Origin of the sequence: Nocardia australiensis (assembly GCF_020733705.1) — a bacterium.
Classification (GTDB): domain Bacteria; phylum Actinomycetota; class Actinomycetes; order Mycobacteriales; family Mycobacteriaceae; genus Nocardia; species Nocardia australiensis.
The window spans coordinates 19,110-31,567 of record NZ_JAJFZM010000001.1 but is presented as its reverse complement, the minus strand read 5'-3'; the positions used below and the strand labels follow the sequence as shown (position 1 = coordinate 31,567).

Genomic DNA, 12,458 nt, shown 5'->3' with positions numbered 1-12,458 from the left:
TAAATGTGGCGAGGTTGTCGCCACTGGTGGGGGCTGTAAGGCGATGTGCTGTGATTCGACTGCAATGGTGCGGCAAGTTATGGAGCGACTGGAGGCATGGATGGTGCAGGGCGGTTTCGGAGGCAAGCTGGGGCGGCGCACCGTTCTTGCCGCGGCACTCGCCGGAACCTGGCTGGTCGCGGGTAGGTCCTCCGGCAGCGTGGGCCGGAACGCGACGGATGCTGCGCGGGATCTCGCTCATAACGACGTGCTGTTCATCGGTGCGCATCCGGACGATGAATCGAGCAACCTGTCCACCTTTGGGCAATGGCGCGAAGATCTGGGCGTGAGTACCGGCGTCGTCACCGTGACGCGTGGTGAGGGTGGCGGGAATGCCGATGGGCTCGAGGAGGGGCCGGAGCTGGGGCTGATCCGGGAGACCGAGGAACGCATGGCGACCGCCGTCGCCGGGATCGAGAACATCTACTACCTCGACAAGCCGGACTTCTGGTACACCCTGTCCGCATCGCTGACCGCCCGCATTTGGGGCGAGCAGGACACCATGGCCCGGTTGGTGCGGTTGGTGCGTCAGACCACGCCGCAGACGATCATCGTGATGGATCCTCGACCGTTCAATCAGCATGGCGGGCACCAGCTCTCGGCGCGGCTCGGGATCGAGGCGTTCCGGCTGGCAGGTGACCCGACGGCTTATCCCGAGCAGATCGCCGAGGAGGGGCTGGCGCCGTGGCATCCCAGCAGGCTGCTCGCCCAGAACTACGGATTCGACTCGCTGCTCGGACCGGAAGCACCCGAGCAACGACGCACCGATCCCGACACCGGGCTGCCGGTGATCGGAGTGTGGTCCGGTGTCCACTCGCGTGCGCACAACACGACCTGGGCGCAGGTCGAACGCGATGCGTCTCGGCTATATCTGACACAGGGTTTCGCGGCGATGCCTGAGCGGGTGCCCTCGGACCCACGACAGCTCGGCTCCGATTGGTTCACCGTGCTGGCCGAGGATGGGCGGTTCGTCGAGGTGGCGGTGCATCGGCAATCCGATTTGAAGCCGTTGTACGCCGAGTTTTGTGACTGGGCCGACCGAGTCGGGCTGCCATGGTTGGCGAATCGCGTTCAGCCGGACTACCCGGTGAATCCGGTCACCACAATCCCTGCGGTTGCTGTCGCGCCGGTCCTCAATGGCATCGAAGGGCCGGGGGAGTACCCGGGACCGCAACTGCCGCTTGCTGTTTGGCAGGGTGGTGGCGGCTGCACGGCGACCGCGAAGCTGTGCAGGCACGACGATGACCTGTTCGTGCTGGTGAATGTCAGCGACGATCGGAAGGGCGCCGAACTGGCGGCCGACGACATCAAGCGGCACTGGCGCACCGATTCGGTCGAGATCGCCATCGACCCACGCGGCGACTCCGACGACACCTCGACCACCTTCAAAACCGGCATCATGCCTTACACCGCGAGCCGTGGCGGCCCGGCCTTCGAGCGTGACGCCGATAATTGTCAGGGCGCTGCGGGTGAGACAGCACCGGGAATGCGGGTGGCCACAGTGGTCACCGAGCCGTACCGGGGCTACACGGTGGAGGCGAAGATTCCGCTCGCCGCACTGCCCGCACCGGTTGATCCCGCCGAGTTCGCCATGAACATCCTTGTCTATGACTCCGATACCGACGACAAGACCGGCCAGACTCGCCTGGCTTGGTCACCATTCGGCAGCGCGCAGGCCGACCCCTATGTGTGGGGCACCGCGACGCTCGACGACTATGTACCAGAGCACGCATCGGCGACCACGGTGCCGCCCGTGATCGCGCAGACGGCCGCACGAAGCGCCGATTCGCCCGCTTCCCTGGCGCAGGCCAGCCGGATCGGAGTGCCGATCGCGGGTGGCTCGCGGACAAGTCTCACCCGCTGAAGTCGCATGCAAGCGACATCGAATACCTGGGAACGCAGTTTCGGAGTTTCGGTTGTTGCGGGTCGAGATGTGAATTGGGACAGGTTGTTTGTGTGACAACGCGAATGAGCGCGGCGGGGCAGGTGCTCGGCGGGCGGACGGTTGTTCTGTCGGGTCGACCATCTCCGCATTTCCGCGGCGTCCTACACGGTTGGGCCGATGTCGGAGTCGAGCACTCTCAGCTGCCTACAACAGCGTTCATGATGGTGCCCGCGCTCGTGGCGACGACACCGCCGAGCATGGCGCCGGCGACCATCTTCGGTGATTGGAGGGCTCCGCCGCTCCACTTCTCCCAAGCGAACCTGCCACCCGCGTAGGTGATGCCTGTGACCCCCGACAGCAGCACGAACCAGGTGAGGTAGCGGACCATTTGGAGAATCTTGTCCGAGACCGGTGGCGCCTCGGGCGAGGGATTGTCGATCTGGGCGTAAACGGTGTCGAAAACGGCAGTCAGAATCATGGATACGCTCGTTTCGTGTCGGTGTATCGTCCGATCGAGTTGTCCAGATGAGAGCCAGATCTTCCCGCATAGTATGTATGGCCGTCGCCGTTCTGTGGCACGAATGCGCTAGGTGCCGGGATTGTCTGATAACCGCCACCGTCGGTGAAACGACTGGGCGTCAGCTTATTCGGCGGCCGGCTCGGGTTCGTCGGCTGGCGCAGGCGGTGTGGTGGCCGCGTCGATCTGCTCGCCGAGGTAGCGGACCACCACCGCGACAAGCGCCGCGAACGGCACCGCGAGGAATGCGCCGACGATCCCATAAAGAGAGCCGCCCGCGGTGATGGCGAGCAGCACGATGACGGCGTGCAGCTTCATGCTTCGACTCTGCAGCACCGGTTGCAGCACATTGCCTTCGAGCTGCTGCACGGCAATGATGATGCCGAGCACGATCAGCGCAGTGGTGAAACCCTTACCGACCAGCGCGACGAGGACAGCGAGCGCGCCCGCTACGAACGCGCCGACAATCGGAATGAAACCACCGATAAAGGTGATCACGGCCAGCACGAGAGCCAGTGGTACACCGAGGATTACCAGGCCGACGCCGATGCATACAGCGTCGATCAAGCTGACCAGTGCCTGGGTGCGGATGAAGCCACCGAGGGTGCCCCACACCCGGGTCAGTACCTCCTCGAGATGGCGGCCGGTGTTGGTGCCGAGCACGCCGTGCAGCCAGGGCATGAAGCGCGGCCCGTCCTTGATGAAGAAGAACGACAGCACGAGCACCAAGACCAGCGTGACGATCGCCGATGTCGCTGTGGCCACTCCGCTGAATACGCCGGAGGCGATCCGCTCGGTACTGGACTGTAGGCGCGACACGATCGCGTCGACGGCCGATGCCAGTTGTTCCTCACCGATATTCAATGGTGGCCCCTGCAACCAGTCGCGAACCTGGTTGACGCCGGCGGTCGACTTGTCGGCGAGTTCAGGAGCCTGGTGCACCACCGACGGGACAATCAGCGCGATAACGCCCGCGAGCAGTGCGAGGAACCCGATCACCGTGATCGACGCCGCGACGCCGGGCGGCAAGCCGCGCCGAGTGAGCCATCGCGTCGGCGGCCACAGCACCGTCGCGACGACAATCGCGAGCAGCACCGGCAACACCGCCACCCACAGCCTCGCGGCGACGTATCCGATTACCCACGCGCCTGCCGCGATCGCGACGATGCACAGCGCCCATTTGGCCAGCCAGAGCAGTCCGCCACCGATGACGTCTCCACGGTCCGGGGTCGTTTTGGCATCACTGCGTTCACTCACGCGGCCAGTCTTACATGCGCTCGCGGCTCGAACAGTGGGGAATGTTTCCGGGTCGGCCACCGGTCGGCGCAACGCCGATTGCCGTTGATTCGGCCTGCTTGCTGCGGGTCGGTATAGTAGCCGCGGATGAGCAGTGTTACCACCCGTGACAGGCCGAGGCCCTGGAACCGTCGCTTCGGGCGACGGGTTTGGTTGGTGCCACCACTCCTAGTGGGATTCACAACACTGTGCCTGTTGTATCCGATCTGGCCGTTCCAGCGGATCTCCAAGGGGTTCATCGACCTACAGGTGTATCGGCTCGGAATCGAGGCGCTGCGTGACGGTGCCGATATGTATGGACAGCTCCCACAGACCACCCTCGGTATCGGGCTGCCATTCATCTATCCGCCCTTCGCCGCGCTGGTGTTGAGCCCTTTCGCGCTACTGCCCTGGGATGCCGCGGCGTTCAGCTTCTTCATCTCTTCGACGGCCGCGCTCGCGGTCACGCTGTATCTCGTGGCGCGGCGTCGGTGGCCGGAAGAATCGGGAAACCGGCTCGCGCTACTTGCCGCATCCTGCGCAACGCCGCTGGCTATGCTGCTCGAACCGATCCGTTCGACGCTGGACTTCGGTCAGGTCAATCTGCTGCTCATGGTGCTGGTCGCCGCCGACTGCCTCACCGAGAAGCCGAAATGGCGTCGCGGGATGCTCATCGGAGTCGCCGCAGCCATCAAGCTGACCCCGGCGGCGTTCGTGCTGTACTTCCTGGTTCGCCGCGACTATCGCGCCGCCATCACCGCGGCGATCACCGGTGCCGCGGCGACCGCGCTCAGCTTTGCCGTGCTGCCCCACGAATCGGTCCAGTACTGGTTCGGCGGCCTCGGCAATGTCTCCGGGCTCAGCGGTTCGTCTTTCCATACCAACCAGTCGATCCAGGCGGTGCTCGCCAGGTTCGGCGTGGAGAAGCCGCTGTTCACCCTGCTGTGGCTGGTGCTGAGCGCGGCACTGCTCGCACTCGTGGTTGTCGCCATGCGGCGCGCGGCGAATGTCCCCGCGCTCGCGCTGTCGATCAACGCCGTTTTCACCCTTCTTGTCTCCCCGATCTCCTGGTCGCACCACTGGGTCTGGGTAGCGCCCGCACTGCTCGCCATGGTCGGCTGCGCGTCCCAATTGCCCAGGCGTCAGGCGATCGGATGGTATGTCGCGATCGTTCTCACCACGGCGGCTTTCATGTACGGCCCACAGAACTGGATGCCAGGCGACAAGCAACGAGAACTGGACTGGACGCCATGGCAACACCTCGTCGGTGACACTTATGTCTGGCTGAGTGTGCTGTTGGTTGTGCTGTTCGTCATCACGACAAGGCGGTCCGCGACCAAGTCATCGCCGCGGACGCCCACCATCGAGGCGACACCGGAACAAAGCGCCCTCACCACGCCTCACCCAACCATCTGACAGTCTCGAGGGGGCCACGTCGTGGTAGCGATCGATCTCGAGCGGTCACCGAAATCAGTGTGGCGGCTGTCGACCGTGGACGGGCTCGTGCATCGCGGGCTGGGCGGTGTGCCGCCTACCGCACTGGTGTTGGCGGGCATCGTCAGCGTGCAGGTCGGGGCGGCGCTGGCCAAACAGCTGTTTGCTACGACCGGGGCCGCGGGGGCGGTCGGTCTGCGGTTGTTCTTCGCCGGGATCGTGTTATTGATCTTCTGGCGGTCCTCGCTGCGTATCGAGCGGCGCGCGCTGCCGGTCGTGCTCGGCTACGGCGGGGTTCTCGCGCTGATGAACCTGTTGTTCTATGAAGCGATCGACCGGATTCCGCTCGGGATGGCGGTCACGATCGAATTCCTCGGGCCGCTCGCGGTCGCCTTGGCCGGCTCGCTGCGCTGGGTCGATCCGCTGTGGGCGTTGCTGGCGGGCGCGGGCGTTGTGCTGCTCACCCAGGTCGGTGGGCAGGTGGTGTGGTCGGGGGTGGCATTCGCATTGGGCGCCGCGGCATGCTGGGCCGCTTACATTCTGCTGGGGGCGGCTTTGGGGGAACGAACCAGTGGCGGTGGCGGTTTGGCGCTGGCGATGGCCTTCGGCGGATTGCTGATGGCGCCGGTCGGCATTGCCGACGCGGGGTCAGCGCTACTCGAACCTTCTGTTCTCGCAATAGGATTCGGTGTCGCGATGCTCTCGTCGGTGCTGCCGTATTCGGTGGAACTCGAAGCACTGCGGCGCATTCCACCTCGGGTATTCGGCGTCCTGATGAGCCTGGAGCCCGCCGCGGCGGCGTTGGCCGGTCTCATCGTGCTCGGTCAGATCATGAATCCCGTTCAATGGGCGGGAGTTTCGTGCGTGGTGGCCGCGTCCATCGGTGCAACCAGAATGGCCCGGAAAAGCTAACGACTGGTGGGCAGGATCTTCAATGTCAGCGCCAGGCCGACGATGATCACCGCTGTGGAAATGATTGCGGGGGTTAGTGATTGGGTAATGGCAGCGATGCCGGCGGTAACGGTGAGGCAGGTTGCCAAAGCCAGCAGTGCGGTTCCCCGTTCCACACCGGCAATGCGGTGAGTTCGGTTTCTCGTCACTGTCATATTCGGGTGGTACCCAGTCGTCGGGGTTATCAAACTGTTACCGCGGCGAGCGCCCTGGTTCCCTCCGCTGATCGCAACCAATTTCGAACCTCCTACCTGATCACGCCCTGTTGGCGCACTACAGGTACAGACCCGGCCGAGCCCGAAACGGCACGGACGAGATGTGAGGTAACGGTCACGTCACCACCGGCGTGACGATTCCCGGTCGCCGGTGTCGGGGCGCCCAGCCTCGGCGATCCATGCCACCGGCGTACCCAGCGCGTACAGCACGCTCGCGCCGATGGTTGCGAAGATCGTGCCGAGGATGGCTCCGGCGATGACATCGGTCAACCAGTGCACGCCCAGATAGAGCCTGGTTGCCGCGATGAGGGCGACGAGCAATACGGCCATGGTGACGAGCACGGCCCTGACCCGAGTACTGCGCCCGATCATCAACACCGCGACGGCGATGCCGAGCATTGCCGAGGTAGCGGTGACATGGCCCGAGGGAAACGAATAGTCGGTTTCGAGAATCTGCTGGGTAGTGACCGGCGGACGGCTCCGACCGACCACCAACTTCATCGTGGTGCTCGCCGCCGCCGCGACACCGACGGTCGAGACCATCACGATGACCGGCAGCGCGGACCGGGCTCGCCACGACAGCAGCGCGCCGAGCACCAGCGCGATGATCACCGTTCCGGTCGGGCTGCCGAGATCGGTGATCACGAGCGCCGCGATATCCATCCAATGGGTCCGATGCGCGACGAACCAGTCGTGACTGGGCTGATCGGCGCCGGTCAACCAGCCATTGTCGTGTACCTGGATGGTGAGCGCCGCGAACGCGAAGATCAACCCGCAAACTGCCAGCGCCGCCGAGATATGCCTGCGACCCCTCTGCACCATCCCGGTCGCGAATACCGCGCCCGCGGCGGATAGCTCGCTGAGCGCGGCGCCCTTGGACGCGGGTTCGGTGACAGCCTCGGCGATGGCACCGTGCAAAATGGCGATGGGATGCATGCCGCCGAGTATTGCCGGTGGGTGCTGTACAAAAGCTGAGAAGGTGAACGCGGCACCGCTGCCGAGGAGATTGCGTGCGAATTCTGCTCATCGAGGACGAGCCTCGGCTGGCCGAGACGGTGCGGCGTGGTTTGGTCGCGGAGGGGTTCGTCGTCGAGGTGGAACACGACGGTGTCGATGGTTTTCACTCCGCCGTCAGCGGCGGCTTCGATGCGATCGTCCTGGACATCATGCTGCCGGGCAAACACGGCTACGACATCGTCCGCGATCTCCGCGCGCACAGTATTTGGACCCCGGTGCTGATGCTGTCGGCGAAGGGTGGTGAATATGATCTTGCGGACGCTTTCGATCTCGGCGCCGACGACTATCTGATCAAGCCGTTCTCCTTCCTCGTACTGGTCGCCAGATTGCGAGCCCTGATCAGGCGTGGTGCTCCCGAGCGACCGGTGAAACTGACCGCGGGCGAACTGGAACTCGACCCGACTCGCCATCACGCGACCCGTGACGGCACCGAATTGACCCTGACACCACGGGAATACAGCGTGCTCGAATTCCTGATGCGCCATGCCGGGATGACGGTCACCAAGCACGAGATCCTGCGCGCGGTATGGGATGCCAACTACGCGGGCGACGAGAACATCGTCGAGGTCTACATCGGCTACCTGCGCCGTAAGGTCGGCTCGGGGGCCATCGAGACTGTGCGTGGGGTCGGCTATCGCCTCGAGTCCACGTCGAACTGACCCGGGCTTTCCGCGGGCAGGGTCACGACGAATAGTGCACCGCCGGTATCGGTTTCGGTGACGAATACGGTGCCGCGATGGGCCGTCACTATCTCGGTCACGATGGCGAGACCGAGTCCCGTGCCGCCGCGCTCGCGCGCACGCGGGGTGTCGAGACGGACGAATCGTTCGAATACGCGGGCACGCTCGGATGCCGGGATTCCGACTCCGTCGTCGGACACCTCGATGATGGCCGTTGCCCCCTCGGTGCGGCATGCCAGCATGACCTCCGCGCACGCGTGGCGTACCGCGTTGTCGACCAGGTTGCGAAGCATCCGCGCCAGTTGCTGTGGGTCGCCGATCACCCGGACCGGGGCGATGGAGGTCCGCACGGTGCGATCGGGGATTCCTTGCAGCCGGAGCCTTTCCGCATCGAGCAGGTCGTCGATGTCGACATCGATCGTGCGACCGGCCAGGCCCTTTTCGTCGGCCCGTGCCAACAGCAACAGGTCTTCGAGCAGTTCCCGCATCCGCCGCGCTTCGGGCAGCAACGTGCCGTCGATCAGGGCGGTATCGATGAGGTCCGGTCGGGTGTCGCCCAATTCGAGTGCCGCGATGATCGTGGTCAACGGACTGCGCAGCTCGTGCGAGGCGTCGCCGACGAAACGTCGTTGCGCGAGATGGCCGCTCTCCAGGCGGGCGAGCATATCGTTCATTGTCTCCGCCAGATGCGCGATCTCGTCGCCGGTGGGCGGGACCGGAACTCGATCCGCGAGCTGCCCGGTCGACATGGACGCCACCTGTGCTCGGATCCGCTCGACCGGTCGCAACGACGCCCCGACCAGCCGATAGGTTGCCAGCGCGACCAGCGCGATGACGAAGGGCCAACCCACGGCGAGCAATACCGCCACTGTCGTGATCACTTGTTCGACCGGCTCACGGTCGCCGCCGACGAATACCGTCATCGGCCCGGCCGCCGAGTTCGCCCCGCGCGCCGACACCCAGTAATCGTTGTCGTCATCGGGCTGAATCCGCCCGAGAAAGACCGATTCCGACGGCGCGAGAGTCCGTCGATCCAGCGGGGTGCTCGGTGCGCCCGCGGAAGAGGCGACGACATTTCCGTCGCCGTTCACAACCTGAACGATCCCGATCTGCCCGTCCGTCGCGGTGAGGGACGGGTCGAGATTGCCGGGTGCTTCGGACGGCAGTTCACGGGCTATCTGATCGGAGCGACCGTCGGCGTCGTCGCGCGCCGACTGTTCGAGGGTGCGGTAGAGCACAAGCAGGACCAGACCGCTCGCCAGCGCCAGCCCGATGCTCACCACCAGCGCGGCGGCCACGGCCGAACGCCCGCGCACCGTCCATTGTGCGGGGTTGAGGCGAGGCCGGATCATAGGCACAGTCTGCTCGACGCGACCGTGACCTGGTTACGCGGACCTTCAGCGAATCTTCAGGCCGCTTCGGCCAGGCTGGCCGGCGTGACAAGCATGGAGCAGACTCTCGGGGAGGATCCCGAGGACATCGACGCGAGTGCGCCGACCCGGATCGTCCAGAAGCTACCGCAGGTCACCCTGCTGTTCTGGATGATGAAGATTGCCGCGACCACCCTCGGTGAGACGGGTGGCGACCTGCTCGCACAAACCCTGCAGATCGGTTACGCCGCGAGCTCGCTGCTGTTCATCGGGCTGTTCGCGGTGTGCCTGGTGACCCAGTTGAAGGTCGGTAGGTTTCATCCGGCGCTGTATTGGACCGTGATTCTGGCGACGAGCACCGCGGGCACCACCATGTCCGACTTCATGAACCGGACGGCCGGCCTCGGATACACCAGGGGTGCGCTGGTGCTGATCGCCTGCCTAGCGGTGGTGTTCTACCTGTGGCGGCGTAGCGGTCTGACTTTCGATGTCGAGCGGATCGCGACCTTCCGTGGCGAGCTGCTGTACTGGGCGGCCATCCTGCTGTCGAACACTCTCGGCACTTCCCTTGGCGATTTCCTCGCCGACACCTCCGGGCTCGGGTTCGCGGGTGGCGCGTTGCTCATCGGGGCGGTGATGGCGCTGATTCTGGCAGCCCACTACTTCACCGATATCTCGGGGACACTGCTGTTCTGGATGGCATTCGTTCTCACCCGTCCGCTCGGTGCCACCGTCGGCGACTTCTTCAGTAAGCCGCGCGAAGCCGGCGGGCTCGGGCTCGGCACCATCGGTTCCTCGGCCGTGCTTTTCGCCGTCCTGGTCGTGTTGATCGTCTACACCTACGCGAAGGGCAGAAACCGACGGCGCCCGCGGTGGCGTGAACGAGCGGGCGCGATGAATTCCCGGCATACGTCCCGTCTGAACTGATGACGCCAGAGCGCACCAACCAAGCATCAGGAGACGTACATGAGGAAGATCACCGCTGGCCTGTTCATCTCGCTCGACGGGGTGGTCGAGGACCCGCAGGGCTGGCACTTTCCGTACTTCAACGACGAGATGGGCGCGGCTGTCGGCGCGCAACTCGGCAGTGCCGACACCCTGCTGCTCGGACGCAAGACCTACGACAGCTTCGCGGGGGCCTGGCCGGATCGGGAATTGGCGGGTGCGGAAGATGCCGAGATGGGCAAGACGCTCGGCGATGCCCGCAAGATTGTGGTGTCGAACCAGGATCTGACGTTCACCTGGCGCAACTCCGAGCAGTTGAAGGGCGATCTCATCGAGTCGGTGACGGCGCTGAAGAATGAGCCTGGTGCTACCGATATCGCGATGAGCGGATCGGTCTCTATTGTCCGGCAGTTGCTGGAAGCGGGCCTGCTCGACGAACTGCATCTGCTCGTCCATCCCATCGCCGTCCGCCAGGGGATGCGGCTGTTCGAGGCGGCCGACACTCCGCTTCCACTGCGCCTGGTCTCCGCGCGGACCTTTGAAACCGGTGTGCTGAACCTGGTTTACGCACTTGCCGATTCGGCGATGAGTGGTACCTACGAGAACGCGAAAGTCAATCTGCCGCAAGGTGATCAGTGAACGCAGCGCTTCGGTAGACCCGTCGTGATGTCAACCCGGTCCCGGTGGGGTGGACCGGGTTGTGGCGTCGGCTTAGGGTGTCTGTGAGGACAACCGGAGACTGGGAGGCCAGATGAAGGCTATTGCGTTCAACGAGTTCGGTGGTCCCGAGGTGCTGAAGATCGTTGACATCCCCGCGCCCGAGCCGGGTGAGGGTGAGGTTCGTGTCGCGGTTCGCGCCGCGGGTATCAACCCGGCCGATTGGAAGATCCGTTCCGGCGCACTGAGTTTCGGTACTCCGTCGTTCCCGCAGTATCCCGGTGTCGAGGTCGCGGGTGTCGTCGACGCGGTTGGGTCCGGGGTTTCGGACGTGGCGGCCGGTGACGAGGTATTCGGTTGGGCACAAGGCGGTTACGCCGAGTTCGCGATATGCACCGCGGTGGCGCGTAAACCGGCCGGACTGGCCTGGGTGGATGCGGTAGCTCTGCCGGTCGCGGTATCGACCGCGGATACGGTGCTGCGGGAGTTGGAGCTGCGGCCCGGTGAAACTCTGCTGGTCAACGGTGCCGCGGGTGCGGTGGGATCGATGGCGGTACAACTGGCCGTCGCCGCCGGTGTCACCGTGATCGGCACCGCGTCGCAGGCCAACCAGGACGCCGTGCGCTCCCTGGGCGCCACCCCGACCACCTACGGTGCCGGTGTCGCTGACCGAGTGCGCGCCGTGGCCCCTAACGGTATCGACGCGGTATTCGACGCGGCGGGCCATGGCGTGCTGCCCGCGGCCATCGAGCTGCGCGGCGGCACCGACCGCATCGTGACCATCGCCGATCCGGCCGCCGCCGAGTTCAACGTCCGCTTCACCAGCGCGGGCTCCCAGCGTCCTGTCGAACTGGCCGAAAGGGTCGCCGAGGGCATTGTCAGTGGCGAATTCCGTCTGCCCGGTGCCGCCCGCACCTTCCCCCTGGAGCAGGCCGCCGCCGCCCAGCAGGAAAGCGAAGCGGGTCGGGGGCGAGGCAAGGTCGTCGTGACCATCGACTGACGAGCGAGTGACACGCGGTGCTGCGCCAGTTATTCGAGGCTCGGTGTATGCGGGATGAATCCGGTTGCTGCGCAATCTTTCTCAGACCCGCTATCATTTAGCTAGGCGGTGGCCGGACTCTGTCCGTCCAAGCGTGAAGCTATTGGCATCCGAAGAGGGGTTCGACTGTGAGCATGATTCTCGCTGCGGCACATGACATGTACGGAACTGTCCTCGCGCAGATGGGCAATCCGACACCGGAGGCGCCGCCGATCTCGGACAAGATCATGCAGATGGTCCGCTACCTGACGTGGTTCGTGCTGCTGTCGGGTGTCGGCGCGATCATGTACGCGGGCGGCCGATTCGCCTGGGAGAAGTGGAGCGGCGGCGGTCTGCAATCGCCGAAGATGGTGGCGGGAGCCATGATCGGCGGTGTGGTGGCGACCAGCGCGGGCACCATCATGAACGCGGTGGTCGGCACATAGCAGGCGGCC

General features: G+C 65.0%; 13 protein-coding genes. 8 read left to right on the top strand and 5 right to left on the bottom strand.

The genetic code is table 11. The annotated features are described in order from the left end of the window. Positions 1 to 67 precede the first annotated feature (67 nt). Entirely contained in the window at positions 68 to 1,903 is a 1,836-nt protein-coding gene (locus tag LKE06_RS00200; RefSeq protein ID WP_227996071.1) for a sugar-binding protein, read from the top strand. A gap of 217 nt (positions 1,904 to 2,120) precedes the next feature. Here the strand turns inward: LKE06_RS00200 and LKE06_RS00195 are convergent, their stop codons facing one another. Continuing rightward, the gene (locus tag LKE06_RS00195) at positions 2,121 to 2,402 is read right to left on the bottom strand and encodes a hypothetical protein (RefSeq protein WP_227996069.1); all 282 of its coding nucleotides are present in this window, start codon (positions 2,400 to 2,402) and stop codon (positions 2,121 to 2,123) included. 165 nt (positions 2,403 to 2,567) lie between these two features. Continuing rightward, a complete protein-coding gene (locus LKE06_RS00190; RefSeq protein ID WP_227996067.1) occupies positions 2,568 to 3,698 on the bottom strand; it encodes an AI-2E family transporter in 1,131 nt (376 codons plus the stop codon). Between the two features lie 234 nt (positions 3,699 to 3,932). Between LKE06_RS00190 and LKE06_RS00185 the strand changes: the two genes are divergently transcribed. Both LKE06_RS00185 and LKE06_RS00180 read left to right on the top strand, forming a co-directional pair. Beyond that, the gene (locus LKE06_RS00185; protein ID WP_227996065.1) at positions 3,933 to 5,132 is read left to right on the top strand and encodes a glycosyltransferase 87 family protein; all 1,200 of its coding nucleotides are present in this window, start codon (positions 3,933 to 3,935) and stop codon (positions 5,130 to 5,132) included. Between the two features lie 21 nt (positions 5,133 to 5,153). Next, positions 5,154 to 6,062 (top strand): EamA family transporter, encoded by a 909-nt coding sequence (locus LKE06_RS00180; RefSeq protein WP_227996063.1) that lies wholly within the window; start codon positions 5,154 to 5,156, stop codon positions 6,060 to 6,062. Here LKE06_RS00180 and LKE06_RS00175 read toward each other — a convergent pair. After that, positions 6,059 to 6,250, bottom strand: coding sequence for a hypothetical protein (locus LKE06_RS00175; protein ID WP_372477262.1), 192 nt, complete (start codon positions 6,248 to 6,250; stop codon positions 6,059 to 6,061). The genes LKE06_RS00180 and LKE06_RS00175 overlap by 4 nt on opposite strands. Positions 6,251 to 6,436: 186 nt before the next feature. After that, positions 6,437 to 7,252, bottom strand: coding sequence for a phosphatase PAP2 family protein (locus tag LKE06_RS00170; RefSeq protein ID WP_227996059.1), 816 nt, complete (start codon positions 7,250 to 7,252; stop codon positions 6,437 to 6,439). A 74-nt stretch (positions 7,253 to 7,326) separates the two neighbouring features. Between LKE06_RS00170 and LKE06_RS00165 the strand changes: the two genes are divergently transcribed. Then, positions 7,327 to 7,992 carry a response regulator transcription factor gene (locus LKE06_RS00165; protein WP_227996057.1) on the top strand — a complete coding sequence of 222 codons (666 nt, stop codon included), beginning with the start codon at positions 7,327 to 7,329 and terminating at the stop codon, positions 7,990 to 7,992. On the opposite strand, the gene LKE06_RS00160 is transcribed toward LKE06_RS00165, so the two are convergent. Next, entirely contained in the window at positions 7,965 to 9,365 is a 1,401-nt protein-coding gene (locus LKE06_RS00160) for a sensor histidine kinase (protein WP_227996051.1), read from the bottom strand. The two genes, LKE06_RS00165 and LKE06_RS00160, sit on opposite strands and share 28 nt — an antisense overlap. A 189-nt stretch (positions 9,366 to 9,554) precedes the next feature. Here LKE06_RS00160 and LKE06_RS00155 point away from each other — a divergent pair, with 189 nt between their 5' ends. The 4 genes from LKE06_RS00155 to LKE06_RS00140 all read left to right on the top strand — a co-directional run bounded on the left by LKE06_RS00155 (position 9,555) and on the right by LKE06_RS00140 (position 12,449). Further along, positions 9,555 to 10,310, top strand: coding sequence for a COG4705 family protein (locus tag LKE06_RS00155; RefSeq protein ID WP_227999204.1), 756 nt, complete (start codon positions 9,555 to 9,557; stop codon positions 10,308 to 10,310). Between the two features lie 39 nt (positions 10,311 to 10,349). Further along, the gene (locus LKE06_RS00150) at positions 10,350 to 10,967 is read left to right on the top strand and encodes a dihydrofolate reductase family protein (RefSeq protein ID WP_227996049.1); all 618 of its coding nucleotides are present in this window, start codon (positions 10,350 to 10,352) and stop codon (positions 10,965 to 10,967) included. 112 nt (positions 10,968 to 11,079) lie between these two features. Beyond that, positions 11,080 to 11,985: an NADP-dependent oxidoreductase gene (locus tag LKE06_RS00145; protein ID WP_227996048.1), complete on the top strand. Its 906-nt coding sequence runs from the start codon at positions 11,080 to 11,082 to the stop codon at positions 11,983 to 11,985. A 173-nt stretch (positions 11,986 to 12,158) separates the two neighbouring features. Then, positions 12,159 to 12,449, top strand: coding sequence for a hypothetical protein (locus LKE06_RS00140; protein ID WP_227999203.1), 291 nt, complete (start codon positions 12,159 to 12,161; stop codon positions 12,447 to 12,449). The last annotated feature ends 9 nt before the right edge of the window (positions 12,450 to 12,458 follow it).